This window comes from Clostridium chromiireducens, assembly GCF_002029255.1.
GTDB lineage: Bacteria > Bacillota > Clostridia > Clostridiales > Clostridiaceae > Clostridium > Clostridium chromiireducens.
In genome coordinates, this window is sequence record NZ_MZGT01000011.1 from 15,393 (window position 1) to 41,931 (window position 26,539).

Sequence of the window (26,539 nt, forward strand, 5' to 3'; positions counted from 1 at the left end):
AGATAAATGTTAGTAATTGTGGTAATATAACAATAAATAAGTAATATGAAATATAAATTAGCATTGTAATGGAGAATTTTATGGGAACGAATAATTATATACTAGACATAATAGATGAAATTAAAGAGATTCTACAAAAAAATGATTATATAAAAAAGAGATACAATAAAGATATAGAGTGGTTTAAGGAAAGAAAAAACCTGTATAAGAATAATGCAATTAGAGTGGCTATCATGGGGATAACAAGTAGTGGAAAATCTACTTTGGTAAATGCACTTTTAGGTGAAAAGATTTTACCAATGGCTATAAGGCCAAGTTCTAGTATTATAATTACTGCATCTAAAGGAGAATGTAGACAAGCTACAATATATTTTAAGGATAACAAGCCACAAATTTTAAAAGACGATGAACTTAATGAGAATATTATAGGAAAATATGCAGATGAAAGTAAAAATCCTAATAATCAACTAAATGTTACTCAAATTGATATTACAACACCTAATTTTATGTTGGGAGAAAATATACACATAATAGACAGTCCGGGACTAGACGCTTGGAATTTAGAAAATCATGAGAAGTTGACTTTAGAAATATTACTTCCAACAATAGATATCTGCATCTTTGTAACTACAGTAAAAGCTAATAGTGATGGAACTAATGCTGAGAAAATTAAAATTGTTAGTGAAAAAGGAAAGCAAGTAATTTTAGTTCAAAATATGATTGATTCAATTGAAGAGAAAATAGGCAGAAATGGAATAGTTGAAGAAGATAAAAATACTATCCTAAGAAAACATAAAAAGAGAGCAGAAAAACTGTTAGGAGAAGTTACTGAGCAAAGAGAGGATTTTGAGGTAATACAAATATCAGCGCTTAATGGATTAAAAGGAATAATAACAAGAGATGAAGAGTTGTATAAAAATTCTAACTTTAATGCTTTTATTAATACAATAGAAAATTGTGCTGGTAGAACTATTCCTAAACTAGATGGGCAAAGAGCCATAAGCCTTATAGAAAAAATTAATAATGTAATAAATGCTGATAGAGAAATTATAAAGGGAAATGAATTAGATACAATAGAAGAATTAATTAAAGTACAAAGTAAAGACATTGATAATCTTTTAGATACTTTTGAAAATTCTCAAGAAGAGATATTTGTTAAGATAAATGAAATTGAAGATGTAATTTTTGAAACAATAAATAAAATTGCAGAAGTATCATCGGATATTGTTGAAGATTATTTAGAAATAATAGATAGAATTAATAACAAAAATTTATATATTGAAAGTGACATATTAAATATAGTTAAAAAGTGCGAAAAGGAAAAGAAAAAGATATATAATAAGCTTAATCTTGATATAAGGCTTTCCTATGTTCTACCAAGCGTTGAAAGTAAAAATATTGAGATCAAACATAAATTTGAAGAAAGAACAATGTTGTTTAAAAAAGAAGGAGTATTAAATAAGGGAAAAAGATTGTTATCTAACATCTTTGATAGAGAATGGGGATATAAAGAAGTAGAATATGATGAAAAAATAGTCGATAAAGATGCTACTATACAAATGGTTAGAAGTATATGTAATCAAAATAAAAACAGATATATAGAGATATTGAAAGAATGGACGCATCAGTATAGAAAATCTATTGAGGTTTTTTACGATGAAGTAAACAAGAGATATGAGGAATATGAAGAAAAGAAGAGTCAAAATATAGAACTCTATAATATAGAAGAAGTTAGCAAGAGTTTGATAAGTATTAGGGATGAACTTATTAACCTAAAAATCGAAGAAAATGAAGTGGCCGCTACGAATATTAATTATGAAAAAAGAGTGGCATACCCTATTTCAAATATGCACTATAACCTTTATATGTTAAGTAATAGGATACTAGAAGAAAACTATTTGCTAATAGGGAAATATATGAAGTATAAATGTAAAGAGAAGACAAATAAGGAGGCTCTTGAACTTTTCTGGACATGGGATATAGATTCATGTAAAGAATTTATTTCAAGGATTTATGGCTTATATCTAAAAGAACATGAGTGTGAAATAATAAGAAAAGAAGGCATATATAGGTTTGGGAATATAGTGATTGTTTATGAGTGTGATAGATATAATTTGGATTTACACAATAAATTAAAGCACATAAAAGATTATTCAGTAAATATTTTTATTATCTTTAATGGAATTCAAATAGGAAATTCTAAGAAACAGATTTTGGAAAGCAGAAATTTGAGCTATTTTCTTAAAGAAAATGATGATTTAATGATTAATTTGGTAATAGATTCAAGCAGAGAATTTATTAATGCAAAAAATGTACATGAACTTTTATTTGAGGTCACTGATTTAGAGAAAAGTATTGAAAGTAGATTTAAAGGCATAAAAAATGATTATATGTTAATAAATTCTAAAAACCCGATATATAATATGGCTTTAATAGAAGGAAAAGAAAAAGATAATTTTTTAATTAGTGATTATAAGACCGTGAAAGAAAAATTGTTTGAAAGTCCTTTATCAAGAGGTGTAGAGGAAAAAGAAATTTTAGAAGAAATTTTAAGTTATTTTTTGAATAAAACTAATTAAAATAAAATAGATGGAGAAATTAGGATAATTATTATGGAGAAGGAGTATATAATGGAAGTTAAGTCAATTTTAATTCAGAGTGATGAAGTAACTAAGAATATAATGAGCGAAATACAAGATGATATGATAGCCTTACTTTCTAAGGCATCTCGAGGCATGTCTGAAGAAGTGGCAGAGAAGTTAAAACCAATTGAAAAGAAAATCAATGATTTAAAGGGAGACTTTCAAGAATTCACAGAAGAGGATTTTGCGGAAAAACTTGATGATTTAAATACTAGCATACAGAAGATAACAAAGTCTATAGAGAGTACAATAGAAACGGCGATTAAAAAAAATATAGTGGAACAAAACAGTGTATTATTTCAATCAATAGAAGAAAGATTAGCTATTTTAGGATTAAAGGTTGTAAAAGATGCTGCAAATAATAAAGACGCTATTTTAAATAAAATAGATGATATTAATGTAGAAAAAGTTGAAGAAAAGGTAGAATTATTAGAAAAATCTATTGGAGGAAAAGTGGAATTGCTAGAACAGTCAATGGAAAGTAGTTTATTTGATAATAAAATTTCAATTTTAGGAAAAATTAAGGATATTGATGATAAAATTAAAGATAAAGATATTATAATAGAATTAATAAATAAATTGGAGAATGAACTTAACGAGAAAATAGAGTCTATACAAGAAGAAGTAGAATGGGGAAATAGGTCATTCTTTTCTAAGCTTTTTGGGAAGAGGAGATAAAAAATAATGGCGAATATAGATTTGATCAAAGACGAAAGATTTTATAGATTACTGGAAAAATACCTTAGTAATGAAAATCAAGGAGTAAACTATAGGAAATACTTTGAGCATTTTATTGAAAACTTAAATAAAAAAGAAATAATTGTTCCAGTTTTGGGGATTCAAGGCGCAGGAAAAAGTAGCTTTTTAAACGCTATATTAATGGAGGATAATGTATTACCAACTGATGTTGATGAAACAACTTGTGTGCCTGTTGAAGTTAGATATGGAGAAAATATTGAAGAAGCTATAGTGTATTATTTAAATGGAAGTAAAGATAATATACACATAAAAGATTTAGAGAAGTATGTACATAATGATTATAATGAAGCAAATAATCTTAAAGTATCAAGAATAGTTCTTCATAATAAAAGTGAGGTGCTAAAAGAAAATATCGTTCTTGTTGATTTACCAGGGGTTGGTAGCTTAACACCACAAAACCAAAAAACTACTTTAGAATATGTAGATAAGCTAGTAGCTGGAATTTTTATGATCAGGACAAATCCTCCTATTACAAGAACTGAAAAAAATTTCATAAATGCTTTATGGCCTAAGTTAACCAATACTATTTTTGTTCAGAATAAATGGAATGATGAAAGTTTAGAGGATGCAAATGAGGCAAGAGAGCACAATGAAGGAGTTTTAAGTAGTATAAGCTATGCTCATAATGAAGAAAGAAGTATAAATGTAAATATTGTAAATGTTTATGAAGCTGTAAAAGGGAAATTTACTAAAAATGAAGCAGCTTATAATAATTCTGGCATAGTTAATGTTTTGGAGGAAATAAGAAATATTTCAAAAGAATATAAGGAAGAATTAACTAAGACTTTAAAGGCAAGAATCAATGAAACATTGGAAAGCATTACTGATAGAATAGAGACTTATAAAACCTTAGCCTTAAATGAAGATAAGCAAAATGATGTGGAAAAAGAAGAAAGAATAAATGAAATAAAAAACATTCTCTCAGAAAATAAACGAAAAATAAGAAATTGTAGGTCTTATGCTGAAGATGAAATGGGGAATATTATAGATAGTTCTTCAAAGATAATAAGAGAAAATATTGAAAATTTAAAATTAGAACTTAGAAGGATTATTAATAAGGGTATAGTTGATGGAAGCAGACTTAGTTTAGTGTATAAGGAAACATCTGATAAAGCAATAAACAATATAATGGATGAGGTCTTATCAAATATAAGTGCTTTTATAAAAAATATTAGTATTGAACTTGAAGAAGTAAAGATAAAAGGCTTTGATGGAAGATATGAAAATATATCGTTTTTCAATAAAAAGAGTTCAATTAAATTTGAAAAATCTCTTCCGGCTGTATTGGGAGTATCAAGTGGTGTGGTAAGTACAATTGGAGCTGTTGGGATTTTCGGAGGACCAGCAGGAATTCTTGTAGGTATGGGAATAAGCTTAGCATTTTCTTTAATAGGAAATCATATGCGTAAAAAGATAGTTGAAAATAGAGCTGTCTATACTTTAAAAGATTTAGAGCCTATGATAGAAGATCTGGAAAAGTATTTAAAAGAAGAAATAATTGGTGATTTAATGGCTAAGCAACAAGAAATAGATGATTCTATAAAGACTTTAAGAGTTAATTTAGAGAAGAATTTTAAGGAAGATATAGAGCGTATAGAAAAGCAATACGAAGCAAACTACAATGAAGATCATGCCTTAGAATTTGAAAAAGACTTGAAAGTGTTAGAGGGATTAATAGAGGAATATAAGGAGAATTAATATATGGATTTTTTTAAAAGCTGTGTAGAGAGACAGAAGAGAATTGATAAAGTGATTAGTATAATTGAAAATGATGATATTAAAGCTAAAAATTTATTAATAAAAAGCAGGATAATAAATCCCGCTCATTATATTGTCATGTTAGGGGAAACAAGTTCTGGGAAAAGTGCCTTAATAAATAGTATGTTTGATAATAAGATATTGGTTGAAAGTGTAAAACCAACTACCGGAGTTGTCACTGAAGTTATAATTGGCAACAATTATGAAGAAACTCTTGTAGCTATAAACAATGACTTTAGCATGGAGATTATAGATAGTGATAAATTTGCAGCGCTTACGTTAAAACCAAGTGATAAATTGAATAGGTTGAGATATATTGGACCTTGTAAAAATTCGAAATATGATGGAATAAGGATTTTTGATACTCCGGGATATGGTTCGTTAATTGAAAGACATGAGGAAGTTTTAAAGGAATTTATACCTGAAAGCGATTTTATTATATATGTAGTTTCATATAAGACTGGAATTGGGGAAGATGACTTTCAATTCTTGAAATATGTCGGTGAAATCATAAACGATAATGTAGAAGTAGTATTATCTATAAATATGTGCCCACAGGGTATCACAGAGGATAATAAGAGAATTTCTGAAATAAGAAAGAGTGTTAATGAATGTATTCATAAGGATGTTAAAGCGTTTCTTGTTGAAAGCAGTAGTGAAAAGAATCCAGTAACAGAGGCATTATGGGATTACATTTATGAAAGGACTAATGATGAAAGTAAAAGAGAAGAACTTTCAGAAACGTTGAAAAACTACCAAGATTATTTACTGCGTGAATGTGAGATTAAGATTAATTCTAGAATTGCAGAAATAGAAAGTACAAAAGAAAATATAGAGGAAAGAGTAAACATAATTAACGATTTTCTTGAGCAAAAGCAGAATATATTAGAAGCAATAGAAAATGGATTCGTGAAAATAAAATTAAAGTCTATAAGATTAATTAGTAAGTCTGATATAAGAATTAAAGAAGAGATTTTTAAATACATATATGATGAAAGTAAATGGTCAATGAAAGAAGAAACTTTTTCATTAATGCAGCATTATTATGTACCGAAGCTTACTAATGAAGAAACTGAGAATTTAGTTTCATATATTGAAGACGAATTTATTAGCTTGGATAGAGAAATTGAAAATATGCTCGATACACAGATTATTAAAATAAAAGAAGATATTAAGAAAAGCGCACCTTCTTATAGCGAAGTTATTGAAGGAATAATAGAAAAGCATAGAGGAGATGTTATTGGACGAGCTACGGGTGAAATGTTTAGAAAAGCATATAAAGGAACCTCTGGAGAAGTAGATGATGAATATGGGACAAGTAAGAATTTAAAGAAAATTGTAAATACATTTGAAAGAGCAACATTTGGAGAAATAAATGCTAATCTAAATCGTTTGTTAAAAACAATAAGGGCTACATCTTTAAAAGGGATTACAGAATCTTTAAACATATTTACAGATTCAATATTCTTTTTATATGATTCATTAACATGGCAGAAAAAAATAGAAGAGATATCTATAACCGCTATAGATAATTGGGCAAATAATATTGAGAATTCTACAAGAAAATATTTAGATGAATTAAAAGAAACTAATAAGGAAGAGATATTAGCACTATTTAATGAATTAAGCGAAGAATTAAGTAATGATAAAAATGAGCTGGAAAATATAAGTTCAGAAGAACTAATTAGATTAAGGTCAGAAATAGAATTCTTACTAAATAAATGTTTACTAGTAAACTTAAAAAAATAATATAGATGAATAATATCTAACTTAGAATTAAGTGGTTACTTACCGAAATCAGATACATTTTTGTTCCTCAGGACTATGAAAATATCGCTGAAAGTACTAAATGGCAGATTGTACCCACATTAGCTTGCTCCCACTTTCAGTGTGACAAGCTAATGTGGAACAAGCTACCATTAAGTACTTTTAACAGCTTATTTTCAAATGCCTGCTTCACAAAAATGTATCTGATTTCTGATGAAAATATCACTTAAAATCTAGTGAAGATATAAATGTGTTCATATAATAAGTGTAAGCATTAATTTACTTATAGATAACCAAAACAAAAATTTTATTAAATTATTCAAATATATATTTCAAGTTTTTAAATTAAATACTATAGATAAACCATTTAAATGTATACCACACCAGAAAGAAAGGGCATTCTTTTGCGCAGTGTTGCATTGAGAAAACTGCTATAGTATTTCTTCAGTAAAAGTTGTTCCATTCTTGCTTGTCATGAGCTTTAGCTCAGGAGCATGCAGGAATGGGTACAACTTTTACTGTTAGAAATACATAGCTGGTTTCTCTAGTAACCGAGCAATAGAATGCCCTTTCTTTCGGTGAGTTACATATATAATTCAAAGTTTACCTATACATCTATAAATTTATCCTTATTTGTTTCTCTAAATTCTTTTGGTGTTATCTTGAATTTTTCTTTAAAGAGCTTATTGAAATAAGAGACACTATTAAAGCCTGTTTCAAAAGAAATTTCTGTTATGGATTTATCAGTTGTATTTAATAGCTTTGATGCCATAGCTAATCTATAAACATTAACATATTCGTTACAAGTGATACCTAAATGTTTTTTGAAAAACTTCATAAAATAATATTGGCTGAAATTGCAGGTATTAGCAATTTCAGAAATGGGAAGTTCATGCATGTAATTTTCATGTATGTAATTTAGTGTAGTTTTGATTTTTTCTGTAGATTCATTAGTTAAAGAAGACGTTTTTTTCTTTAAAATTAAATCATTCTCATAAAGAAGTGAAAAGAAATAAAATAGCAGAGATTTTATTTTTAATTCAAATGCAGTCTTTTTTATGTCAAAGCAATTTATAATTTCACTTATAGAGTTAAATATTTCATCATAGCCCGCTAGGAAATTGTTTATTATTATGGGTAATTGATGTTCGTTGTTAGATATGGGTGCAAAATATTTAATTAAGCAGCCATCTGTGGTAGAACTGTTTAACATTCCTAAATTAAACACCATAACATTCCAGGTGCAATGCATATTGTCAACTGGATAGATTGAATGTAATGAGAATGGTTTTATTATTAAAATATCTCCGTCTTTAAGGATATACGAATCTAAATCTACTCTGAATTCTGCCATTCCCTTTTCAACTATGATTATTTCTATTTCTTCATGCCAATGAGTTACTATGGAATGCGATACATTATCATTAATTTCGCAATGATAAACTGAAAAAGGCAAAATAAAATTACCATGAATTCTATTTTCTTTTAAATTTAAGCTATGCAATATTATCACCTCAAAAGAACAGTATTTTTATGTTTTTTCACTTTATTTTGCAAGTATTACTAATATTTATAACTTATAATAGCATTATATTAATATTTTTGAAACAGAAGTGCTAATAATTAATTATATTTAGAAGTTATTACAATACTTAGAAGTAATAGCAGTTTTGGAGGGGACTTATGAATTGGCAAAGAGAATTAATAGCTTATCAAATTTATCCGAGGAGTTTTAATGATTCTAATGGAGATGGTATTGGGGATATAAATGGTGTCATTGAAAAATTAGATTATTTAAAAGATTTAGGAATAGATTTAATTTGGATTAGTCCAATATATAAATCACCAAATGATGATAATGGATATGATATTAGTGATTATAAAGACATACTTAAGGAATTCGGTACAATGGATGACTTTGATAATTTACTTAGAGAAGTTCATAAAAGAGGTATGCGCTTAATTATGGATCTAGTAATCAATCATACATCAGATGAACATCCATGGTTTATTGAAGCAAAAAGTTCAAAAGATAGTGAAAAAAGAGATTGGTATATTTGGCGAAAAGGAAAAAAAGCTACGGACAAGGAACTTAGCTTGGAACCCAATAATTGGGCAAGCATATTTGGAGGATCAGCCTGGGAATACGATTCAAAGAGTGACGAATATTATTTACATTTATTCAGTAAAAAGATGCCAGACCTTAATTGGGAAAATGAAAATTTAAGAGATGCCCTTTATGAGATGATTAATTGGTGGCTAGATAAGGGGATAGATGGTTTTCGTGTGGATGCAATCAGTCATATTAAAAAGTTTGATTATGATGATATGCCTAACCCAGAAAACTTAAAATATGTGCAGTCCTTTGATAAGCATATGAAACAGCCAGGCATAGATGTATTGCTCCAAGATTTGAAAGAAAATACCTTTGATAAGTATGATACATTTACAATAGCAGAAGCAAGTGGTGTCGGTATAGAAGATTTAGAGGAATGGGCAGGAAATGAAAAAGGTAAATTCTCAATGATATTTCAATTCGAGCATATGCAATTGTGGAAAACAGAAAATGATGAAAAAGCTAATTTGGTAAATTTTAAAAGGATTCTATCTGGATGGCAAGATGCTATTTATAAGGATGGATGGATAGCTTTATTTTTGGAAAATCATGATTTGACAAGAAGTGTATCTAAGCTTGGAGATGATAAAAAATATTGGAAAGAAAGTGCTAAAGCTCTTGCACTGATGTATTTTATGCAAATGGGAACTCCATTTATTTATCAAGGTCAAGAAATAGGTATGACAAATGCTGATCATGAAAGCATTGAGGATTTTGATGATGTTGCAACACTGCACAACTATAAGGAAAAAGTGGCATGTGGAATGTCTGAAGAGGAGTCGCTTAGAGTTATAAAGGCAACTACAAGAGATAACTCAAGAACTCCTATGCAATGGAATAACGAAGAAAATGGTGGATTTACTTCTGGAGCTCCATGGATGAAAGTAAATAGAAATCATAAAGAAATTAACGTAGAAGATGAACTTAAAGATGAGGATTCCATACTCAATTTTTACAAGAGGATGATTCAAATAAGGAAAGGAAACAATACATTAATATATGGGCAATATAATATTATTTTAGAAGAACATGATAAAATTTATGCATATACAAGAAGTTTAGACAATGAGAAATATATTATAATTACTAATATATCAAAAGAAAATGTGGAATATAATTATAGTGAAGAAAATCTTAAACATAAAAGCTTGATTCTTTCAAATTATAGAGTTGAAGAGCATGCTGACATGACAAAATTTGTACTAAGACCATATGAGGCTAGGTTATATAAATTATGTTAGTAGATTGAGTGCTATGGGAGGGTAAAATGTTTAAATTCGATTTTGAAAAGACTTTCTGGATTTATGAGCCACAAAAATATCAAATTAAAGATAATAAAATTGAAATTATTACAGAGCCAAATACAGATTTTTGGCAAAGAACCTATTACGGATTTAGAAATGATAATTCTCCAGCTTTGTTAATGAAAACTGAAGAGAAATATTTTTCTTTTACTATTAAAACTGAATTTGATAGCAAAAAGCAATTTGATCAATGTGGCATTATAATTTACCAGAATAGCGATAACTGGTTTAAGGCATCCATAGAATATGAAAATAAGGAGTATCAAAGATTAGGAAGCGTAGTTACGAATAATGGATTTTCAGATTGGGCTACAACAGATATAGCTGGAGATATAAAATCAATGCACTATAGATTAAGTCGTAGAGAAAGTGATTTTTGCATTGAAAATTCCTATGACGGCAAAGTATTTAAACAAATGAGAATCTTTCATTTATTTGAAGGAGATAAAGAAATAAACTTCGGTCTATATGCTTGCAGTCCATCAAATTCCTCCTTCAAAGCAGAATTTTCAGAACTTAGTATGTCTGAATGTTTATGGGAAGAACATAAAAATGCTTAAATAGAGGATTATGCGAGAATTTTTATAGGTAATTATGAAATAGTAGTTTTAATATAATTCACCGGAATATAAATAATTCTTTTATTCCAGTTCCAAAGGGATTTTAATGAGGAATCCTAAGTCTAGAAGTTGTGTTTCTAGTTGGGATATATTTCAGTGGATAAGTATATCTTATAGTTGATATAGCTATAGATATATAGTTTTATTATAATGCTTATAGGTACGTTAAATTGATAATTGTGAATATATGATAATACCAGAAAGAAAGAGGACTCTTTCTCACAGCAACCGAGTAATAGAGTCCTCTTTCTTTCGGCTAGTTACAATCTATATTATTAAAGATAATTTCTTACATTGAAAATTTCTCCATTTTTAATGTAAACTCTAGGTATTCTGTATTTAAGCATACAAAGTATTTCATAATTAATTGTTCCCATAATTTCTGCAAAATCATCTGCGTTAAACTTAAGGTTACCTTGCTCACCTAGGAGTATTACTTCATCTCCAACTTTAATGTCACCACCTATATCTGTAACATCAATCATGCATTGATCCATGCAGATTCTTCCGACAACAGGAGCAAATTTACCATTTATAATTACTTTAGCATTTTTTGCTAGCGATCTAGAATAACCGTCTGCATAACCTATGGGTATAGTTGCAATAAGGCTCTTTCTTTCAGTTTTGAAAGTTCTACCATAACTGATATACATGTCTTTATCCATTTCTTGGACACGAGTTATTATCGCTTTTAATGTTAATGCAGGTTTTAAAGAAAGGTTTTCTTTTTTAACATCATTTGATGGATAATATCCATAAAGTATAATACCTGCTCTTACAGCATCTAAATATGTTTCAGGCATATCCATTATTGCGCCACTGTTTGATGTATGTTTTAGTGGTATTTCAATCTTAAGTTTAGATAGTTTTTCGTTAAAATCTGTGAACTTTTTGAATTGTTCATAGGTATAGTTTTTATCTTTCTCATCAGAGCTGGAATAGTGGGTAAATATTCCTATAACTTCTAGTCCTTCTAATGAGCATATTTCCGAAATTTCTTTAAGTGCTTTATCAGTAGGAAGGAAGCCTATTCTTCCCATACCAGTATCTAAAGCAATATGAATTTTTGCTTTTTTATTAAGATTTAATGCTGTTTTTGATAATTCTCTTGCATAGTCTAAATCATATACAGTCTGCTCTAAGTCGTATTTTATTATTTCTTCAGCTAAATAAATAGGAGTGTATCCTAGTATCATAATAGGAGCTTTGATATCATCATTTCTAAGTTCGATTCCTTCTGTCAAAACGGCTACTGCAAGTCTTGAAGCACCATTTTCAAGTAAAGTTGGAACAACATCTAAACAACCGTGGCCATAACAGTCTGCTTTAACGACTGCAATTACTTCTTTATCTTTAACTAAGTTTTTTATATTCTTCATATTATAAGCTATAGCATCTAAATCTATTTCTGCATATACAGGTCTAAGTATTTTTTCCATCTATTCATTCCTCACAAATATTATTTGAATTAAAAATTAACTTCAATACATCTTAATCAGCATAATGTAACAAAGTTACTATTTAAAAATTTAATATTAAATTTATTTGAATATTAAATTTTTCATGCAATATATATACAATATAATAAATTAATGACAAGAAAGAAAGAACCACTAAGGTTTGAAATTATATAAGAAGTGGTTTCGAAATATTATTCTTAATAGGCTTATCTTTTAGAACATACCTGTAACTAGACAATCCAAGCTGACATAATAATGAAACATAATTGATAGGAAAGGAAATCTTGACTCAGGTGAGTCTTGATATATAGGAAAAGAAATATATAGGAAGGTGAAAAACAATGTTAAATCAAGAAGAAATGGAAAAGTTAGATGGTATTTTAATTTCTAATGATTATAACAAAACAGCAATTATTACTATTATGCAAGATATCCAAAAGGAATATAGGTATCTTCCAGAGGAAGCGTTAAGCTATATTGCAGAAAAACTTAAGATTAGCGAAGCAAAAGTATACAGTGTAGCAACCTTTTATGAAAACTTTTCATTAGAACCAAAAGGTAAGCATGTTGTAAAGATATGTGACGGAACAGCCTGCCATGTAAGAAAGTCAATTCCCATATTAAATGAATTTAGAAATGAGCTAGGACTCTCAGAAGTAAAAATTACAACAGATGATATGAGTTTTACGGTAGAGACAGTATCGTGTCTAGGGGCATGCGGATTGGCACCAGTTTGTACAGTAAATGATGTAGTGTATCCAGCCATGACTCCGGAGAAAGCGCGTAATTTAATTAAACAATTAAAGGAGGAGATGACTGATGAAAATTAAAACGAGGGAGGAATTAATTTCTGTTAGTGAACAATATAAAGCATTATTAGATAAGCAATGTAAACAAATATTAGTATGTGCAGGAACAGGGTGCGTAGCGGGAGGTTCTTTGGATATCTACAGGAGATTGTATGAAATAATTCAAGAACGAGGCCTTAATGTCACTCTGGAATTACAAGAAGAACCTCATGGTGACATAATAGGGGTGAAGAAAAGTGGATGTCATGGATTTTGTGAAATGGGACCTTTATTAAGAATTGAGCCAGCAGGGTGGTTATATATAAAGGTTAAGGCTAGTGACTGTGAAGAGATTATAGATAAAAGTATTATTAGTGACGAGGTAATTGAACGCCTATGCTATAAGGAAGATAATAAATACTATAGCATGCAGGAAGAGATTCCGTTCTATAAAAAGCAAACTCGTGTTGCGTTAGAAAATTGTGGACATATTAATGCTGAATCAATTGATGAATACTTAGCAGTAGGTGGATATAAAGCTATGGCTAAAGCATTATTTGATATGACATCAGAAGAGATTATAAATGAAATATCAGAATCATATCTTAGAGGAAGAGGTGGAGGTGGATTTCAAACCGGTAAAAAGTGGAGCCAGGTATTAGCACAGAAAGAGAGCGAGAAATATATCGTTTGTAATGGTGATGAAGGAGATCCGGGTGCGTTCATGGATAGGAGCATGATGGAAGGTAATCCACACGGGGTAATAGAAGGCATGATTATTGCTGGGATTGCTACTAAGGCGCATAATGGTTATATTTATGTTCGTGCAGAATATCCTCTTGCAGTTAAACGATTGCGAAGAGCCATTGAACAAGCAGTAAATAAAGGGATTTTGGGAACAAATATACTGAATTCTGGTTTTAGTTTTAACCTACATATAAATCAAGGGGCTGGGGCTTTTGTATGTGGTGAAGGTAGTGCTTTAACAGCATCAATTGAAGGAAATCGAGGTATGCCAAGAGTTAAGCCACCAAGAACAGTAGAACAAGGTTTGTTTGGAAAACCAACTGTGTTAAATAATGTTGAAACATTTTGTAACGTTCCACAGATAATAAACAAGGGAGCAAAGTGGTATAAGACCATGGGGACTGAAAGAAATTATGGTACAAAGGCATTCGCCCTTACAGGTAATGTTAATAATACAGGTTTAATAGAAATCCCAATGGGGACGACTTTAAGAAAAGTTATCTTTGATATTGGAGGAGGAATTAAAGGTGGCAATTTCAAAGCAGTACAAATTGGAGGGCCATCTGGAGGTTGTCTTTGTCTTCATGAGAATCATCTAGATCTAACATTGGACTTTGATTCTTTGAAAAAGGTTGGAGCAATGATTGGTAGTGGTGGTTTAGTTGTTATGAATGATAAAAATTGTATGGTAGAAATGGCACGTTTCTTTATGAATTTTACCCAAAATGAGTCCTGTGGTAAATGCATACCATGTAGAGAAGGTACAAAAAGAATGTTGGAATTACTAAACGATATAGTAGAAGGAAAAGGCACATTAGAACATATTGAAATGTTGGAGGAGTTATCAGAAACAATTTCTGATACAGCTCTTTGTGGACTTGGGAAGAGTGCTGCGTTTCCTGTAATAAGTACTTTGAAGTATTTTAGAGAAGAATATATTTCTCATGTTGTAGATAAGAAATGCATTGGAGGCGTATGTAAGGCTCTAATGTTATATGAAATCGATAAGGAAAAATGTAAGGGATGTTCAAAATGTGCCAGAGTATGTCCAGTGCAAGCTATTTCGGGAGAAATAAAGAAACCTTATACAATAGACAAATCAAAATGTATTAAGTGTGGTACTTGTATGGAAGGATGTCCTTTTAAGGCAATTCACTTAACTTAAGATTCAAATATTGTTTTTGTATATACAACAAATTAAAATCTATAGATTATAGAAAGGATGATAAAAATATTATGTCCAAATATATGATAATTGATGGTGATAGGATAGAGTTTGATAAAGAAAAAAATATTTTGGATTTGGTAAGAAAAGCAGGGATTGAATTGCCGACCCTTTGTTATTATTCAGATTTATCAATTTATGGAGCATGTAGAATGTGTGTCGTTGAAGATGAAAGAGGAGCGATTATTGCTTCTTGCTCCACACCACCGAAAGACAAAATGGTAATTAAAACAAATACACCAAAACTTCATAATCATCGGAAGATGATTTTAGAATTACTTTTATCTACACATTGTAGGGATTGTACTGTATGCGAAAAAAATAATAAATGTAAACTGCAAAAATTAGCCTTACGCTTTGGTTTAACCAACATTAGATTTAAGAATACAAGAACTGTAGCGAATTTAGATACATCATCAAATGCGCTCATACGAGATCCGAATAAGTGCATCCTGTGCGGTGATTGTGTAAGAATGTGTAGTGAGATACAAAATGTAGGCGCAATTGATTTTGCATTTAGAGGCTCTAAGATGATAGTAAGCCCGGCATTTGGAAAAAACTTAGGAGAAACAGATTGTGTAAATTGTGGACAATGTGCAACTGTATGTCCCACAGGTGCTATTATCATAAAAAGTGATCTTAGAGAAGTTTGGAAAGCAATATATAACCCAAGACAGAGAGTTGTAGCGCAAGTAGCTCCAGCGGTACGAATTGCCATGGGTGAGGAATTTGGGATGAAACCAGGTGAAAATGTTATGGGGAAAATCGTTGCTGCTATGAGGAGACTAGGATTTGATGAAATCTATGATACTTCTTTAAGTGCTGATTTAACAGTAATAGAAGAATCAAAAGAATTTTTAGAAAAAATGGAGTCAGGAGATAAAAGTATTCCTTTGTTTACATCCTGTTGTCCAGCATGGGTTAGATATGCAGAAACCAAACACCCGGAGCTCATGCCATACGTATCTAGTTGTAAGTCTCCAATGCAAATGTTCGGAGCTGTTATAAAGGAATACTTTAAAGAGAAAGATGTTAAAGAGGAGAAGGAAACTGTATCTGTAGCAGTTATGCCATGTACGGCAAAGAAGGCAGAGGCATCTAGAGATGAATTCATAAGAGAAGGAGTAAAAGATATTGATTATGTGATTACAACAACAGAATTATGCTCAATGATTAAGGAGATTGGTATTCAGTTTGATAAAATAGAAGCAGAATCTTCAGATGTTCCATTTTCCTTATACTCGGGTGCGGGTGTAATATTTGGTGTCACAGGAGGAGTTACTGAAGCAGTTGTTCGTGGAGTAGTCAATGATAAAACTCCTAAAGCTTTAAAGGAAATTGAGTTTGTTGGCATTCGAGGAATGGAGGGTATAAAAGTTTGTGAGCTTCCAATAGGAGCTGAAACTCTTAGAATCGGTGTAGTTAGCGGTCTTAGTAATGCTGAAATTTTGATAGATAAGATTAAAAGAGGTGAAGAACATTTTGACTTTATAGAAGTTATGGCATGCCCTGGAGGTTGCGTAGCTGGCGCAGGACAGCCGTTTAGCTTAAGTGAAGATAGAAATGAAAGAGCAAAAGGACTATATAAAGTTGATAAAGTCGCACAAATCAAAAGAAGTGAGGAAAATCCTATAATTCAATCATTATACAATGGATTATTAAAGAATCGTTCAAAAGAGTTATTACATGTTCATTATAGTAAAAATATAGAATAATTAATCCAAGAATGAATCAAATTCATATTTTAATTTATAAAAGGGATTCTATGATATCCTCCTTGTACAGATTTCGAAGTTAAATATTTAACTTATTAGATGAACATATTTATAAATTTGCTAAAACTTTTATCTGATATCTTCACTAGAAATTATAAACATTTTTGTAAAGAAAACATTTGAAAATGAGCTGTTAAAGGTTCTTAAGCAGAGAACCCAAATCTTTTGATTTGGTGTGAATCGCTTACTCAGCGAACGAATGTGAGTCGAGTTTCCTCTGTAGGTTGTTCCACTTTAGCTTGTCAAACTGAAAGTTGGAGCATGCTAAAGTGGATACAACCTACAGCTTAGAACCTTCAGCGATATTTTCATGGTTTTTCGGAATAAAAATGTTTATAATTTCGGTAAGTTATCACATAAGTCTAAGTTATAGTCTTACTGTTTTAGGACCACTTGTAAAAGAACTAAATGTTACAATGGCATCCGCAAGGTAAAATATCTCAAAAATATTATCATCTAAGCTATACATTCTTTTTAGTGAAGGAACTGCTTCTAACATTGCTGCCTTAACTTCACTACGCGGGTCTACTACAGCTTTTCCATTTAATCGAATCCATTCACCTTTAGGAGATGTTGTTGAGATTTCCACTTTGGGATTTTTAGTTAATTGTTCAAATACAGGCTTCGTATTATTTGTCGTAAAATACAATTTGTCCTCATATTTCATAACGGCACCAAAAGGTCTAACTCTTGGTTGATCTCCATCCATTGTAGCAAGATAAAAAGTAGGATTGTTAAGTAAAAATTCTAAAACTTCATTCATTGAAATTGCTCCTTTTCTATAAATATGTTATAATTTCTGCGTACATAAATAGTATGGCATTACTATAATTTTTTCAAGTAGAATTATTTTTGTTACATAGTATCTAAAAGATACAAAGGAGTATAAAATGGAGGAAAGAAGAGAATTATTTGGAAGGTGTCCATTTGTAACAGCCCAAAAAATTATAGCGGGTAAATGGGCAATAATAATCTTACATATTTTAAGTTTAGAAACTCATAGATTTGGGGAATTACAGAAATTGATTCCAGAGCTTAAACAAGCTACACTAACAAAGCAGCTTAGGAATTTAGAAGAATATGGATTAGTAAAACGTTACGTATTTCCACAGGTTCCGCCTAAAGTGGAGTATTCATTAACTGACATAGGAAAAGAATTCAAAATTGTGCTGGATAGTATATCTGTTTGGGGCGAAAAATATATTGAGCATATAAAACTTAGTGAGGATGTTCAACATGATGCTGAATAAAATTTTAATATTTTTAATTTAAAAATGCTATGGCTTAGTGCATGAGCCATAGCATTTTGTATTTATCATATTATTTATAGCAATATTATAAAAGAGAATATTGATATTTATTGAGCAATGTGTTGAATTGACAAATAATATAGCTATTACTACAATGTTAATCAGATTAATAAATCTGTGGAATTAAATAACAATTATGAAATGATAAAAGAGGCTAATAAAATTCGGTTGTAACAAGTTTTAATATAGTTAGGAGGCTTAATTATGGAAAATAAAGAGACTGTTCTGATCACAGGTGCATCAAGTGGAATAGGATTAGAGCTTGCTAAAGTATTTGCATTCCACAAATTTGATCTCATATTGGTTTCAAGAAGTATTGAAAAATTAAAAGAATTAGCGAGTGTACTTAAAAATGATTATGAAGTAAATGTTCAGGTAATTGAATACGATTTATCTAAATCTGGAGCTGCTAAAGGAATATTTAATAAGGTAAAAAGTATGAATTTGCAAGTTGATATGCTCATAAATAATGCCGGAACAGGTATTGTAGGTTTTTTCCATGAAATCGAAGAAAGCAAGGATTTAGAAATCATGCAGCTAAACATGATAACTTTAACAGAAATGACAAAGCTTTTTTCAAGGGAAATGATAAAAAGAAAAAGAGGAAAAATTTTAAATGTAGCATCCACAGGAGCTTTCTCACCAGGACCTTTTACAGCGGTTTATTATGCGTCTAAAGCATATGTTTTATCTTTTTCGGAAGCCCTTAGTATAGAATTAGGACAGTATAATATAACGGTAACAGCACTTTGTCCGGGGGCAACTAGAACTAATTACTCAAAGAATGCTGGAAAAAAAGACATGCCAAATGCAATGAATCCGAGAAGAGTAGCGCTAGCAGCATATGAAGGATTAATAAACAATAAAAAAATAGTAGTGCCGGGAATAGCAAATAAGATATTGATAAGACTACCGAAGAGATTGGTTAGTAAAATTAATTTTAAGACTCAGAAAAAGTTAAGTATTTCTAAGAGGTGACTAATTTCCTTAATTAATAATAGATAATAAATAATGATAATATAAGAAAATTAATTGTGATAATGTCTAAAAAATTGGTAACAGAAAAGAAAAATAAATTTTTTTATATTCATATTTTTAAAATGTGATATTGAAACAATAATAACAAGTGATGTTTGGATAAAACTAATTATTTTGTAGATAAAAGAGTTATAAAAAATATTTTAACTAATTAAATCATACATTTTATCTTCCATAAATTTGTATAATAATAACGGGGTGAGACGTTATTATGGGAAATCAAAAAAATAAACGCAATAAGATTCTAATAGTAGTTATAGCTTCTTTTTCCACTTTACTTGCTATGTATCTGGGAGTTTCAATGTACTTTGTAGACCATTTTTATTTTGGTTCAACGGTTAGCTGCATTAATGTTTCAGGCAAAACAGTAGAGGAAGTTGATGAACAAATGCCACTCAAAGTTGAGAAATATACATTGGAATTGAATGAAAGAGGAGATAATAAAGAACAGATAAAAGGGGAAGATATTGGCTTGAAATATAATTCGGATGGGAAAGTTCAAGAATTAAAAAATAATCAGAACCCTTTTAAATGGATTATTTCCATTTTTTACGAGAAGGAATTTAAAGTGGAAGATGTAGTTACATATGATGATAAATTATTAAAAGAATGCATTAATAAGCTCTCATGCTTTGATAGTGATAAGATAAATGAACCTAAAAATCCTACTTTTGACTATGGAAGTGAAGGCTATAAAATCATAAGTGAGGTTCCTGGAAACAAAATTAATAAGGATAAGTTGTATGATAATATTGTAAATGCAATACTTAAAGGAAAAACTGTGTTAGATTTGGATTCAATGAATTGCTATGAGAATCCAAAGTATACAGCAGATTCTAAGGAAGTTATTGATACAAAAGACTTACTTAATAAATATTCTTCATCAAAAATCACATATACATTTGGTGATAAAACAGAAGTTTTAGACGGATCCACAATTAATAAATGGCTTAAGATAAATGAAGACTATGAAATTACATTTGATGAGAAGGAAATAAAAAGTTATTTAGATAAACTGTCAAGTTCTTATAATACAGTTGGTAAAACAAGAGATTTTGTCACATCCTTAGGAGCAAGTGTAAAGGTCAGTGGAGGTGATTATGGCTGGATAATTAATAAAGATGAGGAAGCAAAGGATTTGATAGCTATAGTAAAAGAAGGGAAAACTGTAACAAAAGAACCTAAGTATATGCAGACAGCCATAGTTCATGGAAAAAATGATATTGGTAATACTTATGTAGAAATTAATATGTCACAACAACATTTATGGTATTATAAAAATGGTACATTAATTACAGAAGGAAATGTTGTTACAGGAAATATAAGTAATAACTGTGGAACTCCAACAGGTATTTATAAGTTGAAATATAAAGAAAGAGATGCTATCTTGAAAGGTCAAGGATATAGTTCACCAGTGAATTTTTGGATGCCATTTAATGAAGGGATTGGAATTCATGATGCAAGTTGGAGAAGTGAGTTTGGAGGAAATATATATAGAACAAATGGCTCACATGGGTGTGTTAATGCTCCTTATAATTTAGCTAGTACAATATTTAATAATATTGATGAGGGTAGCCCTGTTATTTGTTATTATTAAATCTTCAGTAGGATATTTGAAGTAAATCAGACTCTGTTATTACTTGATAAATTTTATTAAGACCTGCATTTTGCTGGTCTTTTATCATGTAGTAAATAGTATATTTAAATATAACAATTCTTATTAAGGAGTTGAATTTATTTGGTTAGAGATTACAGGCAAGTTAATTTTATTCAGCCAGATAATCCAACTGATGAAGAGAGACATAAAATGTTATTAATGACTTTAGAGCAATCTAATCGTGCTGAAGATTTTAATAATATAATAGAATTACTTAGTCCGCCACAGGATATTACAACAATTGCATCACCAGGAAGCTGCAAAGGAATTAGGGTTGGCATAATTGGTGGAGGAATTGCAGGGTTAACCTCGGCATTTGAACTTAGAAAACTTGGATTTGATATTACTATTTTTGAAACTCAGGAAAATAGACTTGGAGGAAGAATCTATACTCATTATTTTGATGCAGATAAACGATTTTATGCAGAACTTGGAGCAATGCGTATACCGGTTGCACATGAAACGACTTGGCATTATATTAATACTTTTGGATTAAGGACAAGACCTTTTGTTCAAAATAATGAGAATGCATTATTTTATGTAAGGCATAAGCGTGCAAGAAATGATCCTCAAGGTAAAAGTGTAATGGAAAATATTTATCCTGAATTCGATTTGACTCCACAGGAGAGAGTTACACCATGGCAAAAACTTATTGGAGATGCATTATCAAGTAATTTATACAAAATATCACCAGCAACTAGAAAAGAGCTGTTACAGGTAAAGAGAGAGTACTCTTTAACAATCGAATATCTGGGTAGCTTTGGAATAAGAAGAGTGCTTGAAAAAATGGGATTAAGTGAGGCTGCTATAGAAATGATTTCCGGTTTGGCCCCTTTTCTTGGATCATTTTATTATAATAGTTACACTGAAAATCTTATTGAAGAGTATACTGTAGATTATGCGTATAGATATGAAATAGTTGGAGGTATGGTTAATTTTCCACTTTCTTTCTACAACTCTTTAATGTCTAAAAACCCAATTGAGTATTCTAATATTCAAGAAGATGGTTTAGGCAAAATAACATGGGCAAATGGTAAGACAGTTAATAGTATATTAAGAGGAGATATACCCAATAAAGTAATACTTGAATATAAAGACGAGAAAACTATGGAAACTCATAATCAATCTTTTGACTATGTTATTTGCACAATTCCTTTCTCTAGTCTTCGCAATGTATATATTAATCCAATGTTTAGTTCTGAAAAAATGCAAGCGATAAAAGAAGTATTTTATACATCTTCTCAAAAGACCGCTTTCATGTGCAATGAACGATTTTGGGAAAGAGGAAATGACAATGAAAGGATTGTTGGCGGAGGGTCGAATACAGATTTGCCAATTCAGACTATATGGTATCCTAGTCATAGAAATAGTATTGAAAATATTCAAGAAGAAAGTCAGCAAGTACCTACTGGAATGCGGGATAATTCATATAATGAACCAGGTGTTTTATTGTCATCCTATAATTTAAATTTAGACGCTATACGTGTTGGTGATTTAGAGGATATAAAACGTGTAGAGGAAATAAAAAGGCAAGTTGAAGCAGTTCATGGACTTGAAAAGGGATATCTTGATTCCATAGTTGAAAACTTTATTACTGTTAATTGGAATGGAGAAAAAGGATTTTATGGAGCATTTTGTTATTTTATGCCTGAGCAGCAAAAGCATTTTTCATATGCAATGGCAAAAACAGAATATGATAATAGAGTACATTTTGCAGGGGAACATGTTTCTTTGACACATGGTTGGATAGAAGGATCTCTTAGTACTGCAGCCAAAGCAGCAAATGAGATAGCAAGGCTTTGCAAAAGTGTATAAACAGGCCGCATCAAAATATACAGATAAATATTTATTTTGATGCAGCTTATTTTTTCTTATTATTTAGACAAAATAATATAAGATATATTCAAAAGAAAGTGTAAAAAAAGCTGATTTTAGAGTATAATAGTACACGAAGGGAGTAATTGTCATGAGAAGAAAAAGAAAAGATAAAAGCAATAAAGTTATTCCGGGTGTTGTGGTTTCTCTAAGCATTTTAACTGCCGTTTATTTAGGTCTGTCATTATACTTTACTAATCATTTTCACTTTGGATCCATAATAAATGGAATTGATGTTTCAGGAAAAACGGTTGAAGAAGCTGAGACTAAATTAGCATCTGAAATAAATTTATATACATTGGAGCTAGATGAAAGAGGTGACATGACCGAAACAATTAAGGCGGCTGATATAGGATTGAAACATGATAGTAATAAAATCAAAGAGTTAAAAGATAAACAAAATCCTTTTAACTGGATTTCAACAATTTTTAAGAAAGATGAGTCGGAAGCATCTCAAATAGTGACATACGATGAGGAATTATTAAATAAAACATTAAATAATCTTGCATGTATTACTAGTAGTAATACAGTTGAGCCTAAGAATGCTAGTTTTGAATATAAGGATGGAAGTTACGAAATTATTGATGAAGTTTTAGGGAATAAAATAAATAAAAATGCGCTACATGATGCAGTGGGAGATGCAGTCCTTAATGGAAAGGCAAAATTGGATTTAAGTGCAAGTAATATTTATGAAAATCCAAAATATACATCGAAATCACAAGAAGTTATTGATACGAAAAACACGCTAGATAAGTATACAGGATTAAAAATTACATATAAGTCTGGTGATAAAACAGAAGTTTTAGATGGTTCCACAATACATAATTGGCTTGGAGTCAATAAAGATATGGAAATTACATTTAATGAGGATAAAGTAAAGAACTACGTGTACAAAATATCTAGTGTTTTTAATACCTTTGGAAATACACGAAATTTTGTTACAACTACTAAGAAAACAATAAAAGTAAGTGGTGGTAATTACGGATGGATTGTAAATAATTCAAAAGAAGTGAAGGATATTATAGAAGCTGTTAAAAATGGACAAGATATAACAAAAGAACCAGCATATTCCCAAACTGCACTTGCAAAGGGAAGTAATGATATTGGTGATACATATGTAGAAATTAATATGACAAAGCAACATTTGTGGTTTTATAAAAATGGAGCACTTGTGGTGGAAGGAGATGTAGTTACTGGTAATGCGAGTACAAACACGTTAACTCCTGCAGGTACATATGTATTAAATTATAAAGAACGAAATGCAACTTTGGTGGGTGAAGACTATAGTTCTCCGGTTGAGTATTGGATGCCTTTTAATGGAAATATTGGAATACATGATGCTAGTTGGAGAAATGAGTTTGGTAAACAGATATATTTGACTAATGGATCACATGGCTGCGTAAATTCACCTTATGAATTGGCTAAGACAATATATCAGAATATTGATGCAGGAACACCAATTGTTGGTTATTACGAATAAAGAATTAATCCCTATACTGTTGTTTTATGGTATAGGGATAATTTTTTTATGGTTGCAATTGATATTGATACCTATTATGTTATTAGTATGAATATTTATACTAATAATATAAGAAGGTGAAATTATGGAGATTAAAATTCTTATTGCAGAAGATGATAATATATTTAGAGATCTTGTGTGTGATATCATTAAAAAGGAGGGATACACTCCAATAATAGCATGTGATGGGCAAGAGGCGATTGACGTGTTTTTTAGTAAAAATGATATTTCTTTAGTAATATTGGATGTAATGATGCCGGTACATGATGGGTGGGAGGTACTTAAGGAAATTAGAGAATACTCGGATATTCCAATAATAATGCTTACAGCATTAGGGGATGAAAAACATGAAATTCTAGGATTAGAAAAAGGTGCAGATGAGTATATTGGGAAACCATTTAGTTATGAGGTGTTTATAGCACGTTTAAATAATATTGTAAAAAAGGTGAAGAAAAGCTATTCGGACGAAATAACTGCAGGTAGAATAAAAATTATTCAAAAAACTCACAAAGTAGTAGTGAATGATGAAGAAATTAAGTTAAATCTTAAAGAATATAATCTTCTGATTTATCTTATAAAAAATGCAGATATTGTATTAACAAGGGAGCAAATATTAGATAAGGTTTGGGGATATGATTTTGAGGGAGACATAAGAACAATAGATACGCATATAAAAACTTTAAGGGCTAAACTTTCAGCTCAGGGAAATTCTATAAAGACAGTAAGGGGATGCGGATATATGTTTGAGGTAAAGAAAAATGAAAACAATTAAGACGAAGCTGTTTTTTATATTTATGGTACTTATGATTTCATTAGTTTTAAGCGGAATCCTTTTAAATTCAATATTCTTAGAATCATACTATGTTTACAAAAATAAAGGGACATTAATATCATTAAGCGACAAAATTGCAAATGAATATATTACTAACAAGGAAAATAGCTATGAATATATAGATATGATTCAGAGCATAGATGGAATAAACACCATAATTGTGGATAATGATTTTAATGTAGAATATAATTCATTTCGATCGAAATCGGTTGATGAGGAAAAACGTTTGGCAAAAGAAGTTAGGAAAACTATCTTAGATAACCAAAAAAAACTTTCAAAGAAATATGTATATTATATCGATGAAAAAGATAATAATCAAAAAACAAAACTAATTTATATATCAAAGGTTAACGATGAAGAATACTTAATTTTAATTAAATCAGTAAAGAGTATCCATGATAGTGTTCAAATTGCAAATCAGTTTTACATATTTGCTGGCTGCATAGTAATTTGTGTTGGTGCTATTTTTATATTAATATTCTCAAAAAAAATAACTAAGCCAATTATTGATATGAGTAATGTTGCGGAAAATATATCAAATCTTAAATTCGATAAAGTTAGATACATTAATTCAGAAGATGAGATAGGTAGATTAGGAGAGAGTATTAACAAGATTTCGGATAAGTTGAATAAAAGTATAAGTGAATTAAAGCAAGATGTGGAAAGCAAGAAAGAACTTGTAAGAAATATGTCTCATGAATTAAAGACACCAATAGGAATAATTAAAGGATATGCAGAAGGACTTAAATATGGCGTTGCCAGCGATAAAGAAAAAATGGATAAATATTGTTCTATTTTAGTAGAGGAATGCGATAGAATGGATAAGTTGGTTAAAGAACTTTTAAATTATTCTATGATAGAAGGTGGAATGATTAAATTAAATATTATAAGTTTTGATATTTATGAATTTATATCTACGATTATTGAACGCTTTAGACCAATATTTAATGAAAAAAATATTAATTTTAAGTTTGAGTGTATAAAGGGTTATGAAATTAATGCTGACAGTGCTATGCTTGAAAAAGCAATAAATAACTTTATTACTAATGCTATAGATCATGTTGATGAGAAAAAAATTATTAATGTGATAGTGGAGGAAAAAGAAAACAGAATAAAAATAAGTGTATCCAATACGGGAGATAACATACCAGAGGTGGCAATGGATAAGATTTGGGATGTATGTTATAAAGTCGATAGATCACGATCCAGAAAGTATGGAGGACATGGAATTGGTCTATCATTGGTTAGATTAATAGCTAAGCTTCATGGCGGCGTTGCTGTTGTAGAAAATGTTGAAGATGGTGTGATTTTTTCAATCGAATTACTAAAAGACTAATTTATTTATAA

At 30.0% G+C, this 26,539-nt stretch carries 19 protein-coding genes; 16 read left to right on the forward strand and 3 right to left on the reverse strand.

Annotated features, from left to right (window positions below; genetic code table 11):
• Nucleotides 1-80 precede the first annotated feature (80 nt).
• The 4 genes from CLCHR_RS05210 to CLCHR_RS05225 are packed head-to-tail and all read left to right on the forward strand — an operon-like array spanning nucleotide 81 to nucleotide 6,908.
• A complete protein-coding gene (locus tag CLCHR_RS05210) occupies nucleotides 81-2,579 on the forward strand; it encodes a dynamin family protein (RefSeq protein ID WP_079438639.1) in 2,499 nt (832 codons plus the stop codon).
• A gap of 51 nt (nucleotides 2,580-2,630) precedes the next feature.
• Nucleotides 2,631-3,320 (forward strand): hypothetical protein, encoded by a 690-nt coding sequence (locus tag CLCHR_RS05215; protein ID WP_079438641.1) that lies wholly within the window; start codon nucleotides 2,631-2,633, stop codon nucleotides 3,318-3,320.
• A gap of 6 nt (nucleotides 3,321-3,326) precedes the next feature.
• Nucleotides 3,327-5,099, forward strand: a complete 1,773-nt coding sequence (locus CLCHR_RS05220) for a dynamin family protein (RefSeq protein ID WP_079438642.1) — start codon at nucleotides 3,327-3,329, stop codon at nucleotides 5,097-5,099.
• Nucleotides 5,100-5,102: 3 nt separating this feature from the next.
• The gene (locus CLCHR_RS05225) at nucleotides 5,103-6,908 is read left to right on the forward strand and encodes a dynamin family protein (RefSeq protein ID WP_079438643.1); all 1,806 of its coding nucleotides are present in this window, start codon (nucleotides 5,103-5,105) and stop codon (nucleotides 6,906-6,908) included.
• Between the two features lie 625 nt (nucleotides 6,909-7,533).
• Here the strand turns inward: CLCHR_RS05225 and CLCHR_RS05230 are convergent.
• The gene (locus tag CLCHR_RS05230) at nucleotides 7,534-8,430 is read right to left on the reverse strand and encodes an AraC family transcriptional regulator (protein ID WP_079438644.1); all 897 of its coding nucleotides are present in this window, start codon (nucleotides 8,428-8,430) and stop codon (nucleotides 7,534-7,536) included.
• A gap of 179 nt (nucleotides 8,431-8,609) precedes the next feature.
• Here CLCHR_RS05230 and CLCHR_RS05235 point away from each other — a divergent pair, with 179 nt between their 5' ends.
• Both CLCHR_RS05235 and CLCHR_RS05240 read left to right on the forward strand, forming a co-directional pair.
• On the forward strand, nucleotides 8,610-10,283 hold the full coding sequence (locus CLCHR_RS05235) for a glycoside hydrolase family 13 protein (RefSeq protein WP_079438645.1): 1,674 nt from the start codon (nucleotides 8,610-8,612) through the stop codon (nucleotides 10,281-10,283).
• Between the two features lie 26 nt (nucleotides 10,284-10,309).
• Nucleotides 10,310-10,906, forward strand: coding sequence for a DUF1349 domain-containing protein (locus CLCHR_RS05240; RefSeq protein WP_079438646.1), 597 nt, complete (start codon nucleotides 10,310-10,312; stop codon nucleotides 10,904-10,906).
• A 335-nt stretch (nucleotides 10,907-11,241) separates the two neighbouring features.
• Here the strand turns inward: CLCHR_RS05240 and alr are convergent, their stop codons facing one another.
• A complete protein-coding gene (gene alr, locus CLCHR_RS05245; protein ID WP_079438647.1) occupies nucleotides 11,242-12,405 on the reverse strand; it encodes an alanine racemase in 1,164 nt (387 codons plus the stop codon).
• A 362-nt stretch (nucleotides 12,406-12,767) separates the two neighbouring features.
• Between alr and CLCHR_RS05250 the strand changes: the two genes are divergently transcribed.
• The 3 genes from CLCHR_RS05250 (at nucleotide 12,768) to CLCHR_RS05260 (ending at nucleotide 16,901) form a co-directional block, all read left to right on the forward strand.
• On the forward strand, nucleotides 12,768-13,256 hold the full coding sequence (locus tag CLCHR_RS05250) for an NADH-quinone oxidoreductase subunit NuoE family protein (protein ID WP_079438648.1): 489 nt from the start codon (nucleotides 12,768-12,770) through the stop codon (nucleotides 13,254-13,256).
• Complete coding sequence (locus CLCHR_RS05255) at nucleotides 13,246-15,126, forward strand: NADH-quinone oxidoreductase subunit NuoF (protein WP_079438649.1); 1,881 nt, start codon at nucleotides 13,246-13,248, stop codon at nucleotides 15,124-15,126. Before CLCHR_RS05250 ends, CLCHR_RS05255 begins: the two co-directional genes overlap by 11 nt.
• Before the next feature lie 71 nt (nucleotides 15,127-15,197).
• Nucleotides 15,198-16,901 (forward strand): [FeFe] hydrogenase, group A, encoded by a 1,704-nt coding sequence (locus CLCHR_RS05260; protein ID WP_079438650.1) that lies wholly within the window; start codon nucleotides 15,198-15,200, stop codon nucleotides 16,899-16,901.
• A 427-nt stretch (nucleotides 16,902-17,328) separates the two neighbouring features.
• Here CLCHR_RS05260 and CLCHR_RS05265 read toward each other — a convergent pair whose 3' ends face one another.
• Nucleotides 17,329-17,724 carry a pyridoxamine 5'-phosphate oxidase family protein gene (locus CLCHR_RS05265; RefSeq protein ID WP_079438651.1) on the reverse strand — a complete coding sequence of 132 codons (396 nt, stop codon included), beginning with the start codon at nucleotides 17,722-17,724 and terminating at the stop codon, nucleotides 17,329-17,331.
• 127 nt (nucleotides 17,725-17,851) lie between these two features.
• Between CLCHR_RS05265 and CLCHR_RS05270 the strand changes: the two genes are divergently transcribed.
• From CLCHR_RS05270 to CLCHR_RS05300, 7 genes are all read left to right on the forward strand, one after another.
• A complete protein-coding gene (locus CLCHR_RS05270; RefSeq protein WP_079438652.1) occupies nucleotides 17,852-18,211 on the forward strand; it encodes a winged helix-turn-helix transcriptional regulator in 360 nt (119 codons plus the stop codon).
• 264 nt (nucleotides 18,212-18,475) lie between these two features.
• Nucleotides 18,476-19,249, forward strand: a complete 774-nt coding sequence (locus CLCHR_RS05275) for an SDR family NAD(P)-dependent oxidoreductase (protein ID WP_079438653.1) — start codon at nucleotides 18,476-18,478, stop codon at nucleotides 19,247-19,249.
• Between the two features lie 271 nt (nucleotides 19,250-19,520).
• Nucleotides 19,521-20,906 (forward strand): L,D-transpeptidase family protein, encoded by a 1,386-nt coding sequence (locus CLCHR_RS05280; RefSeq protein WP_079438654.1) that lies wholly within the window; start codon nucleotides 19,521-19,523, stop codon nucleotides 20,904-20,906.
• A gap of 210 nt (nucleotides 20,907-21,116) precedes the next feature.
• Nucleotides 21,117-22,781 (forward strand): flavin monoamine oxidase family protein, encoded by a 1,665-nt coding sequence (locus CLCHR_RS05285; protein WP_079438708.1) that lies wholly within the window; start codon nucleotides 21,117-21,119, stop codon nucleotides 22,779-22,781.
• A gap of 151 nt (nucleotides 22,782-22,932) precedes the next feature.
• Nucleotides 22,933-24,321: a L,D-transpeptidase family protein gene (locus CLCHR_RS05290; protein ID WP_079438655.1), complete on the forward strand. Its 1,389-nt coding sequence runs from the start codon at nucleotides 22,933-22,935 to the stop codon at nucleotides 24,319-24,321.
• A 124-nt stretch (nucleotides 24,322-24,445) separates the two neighbouring features.
• A complete protein-coding gene (locus CLCHR_RS05295) occupies nucleotides 24,446-25,132 on the forward strand; it encodes a response regulator transcription factor (RefSeq protein ID WP_079438656.1) in 687 nt (228 codons plus the stop codon).
• Nucleotides 25,119-26,528 (forward strand): HAMP domain-containing sensor histidine kinase, encoded by a 1,410-nt coding sequence (locus CLCHR_RS05300; protein ID WP_079438657.1) that lies wholly within the window; start codon nucleotides 25,119-25,121, stop codon nucleotides 26,526-26,528. The genes CLCHR_RS05295 and CLCHR_RS05300 overlap by 14 nt, the downstream gene beginning before the upstream one ends.
• Nucleotides 26,529-26,539 lie beyond the last annotated feature (11 nt).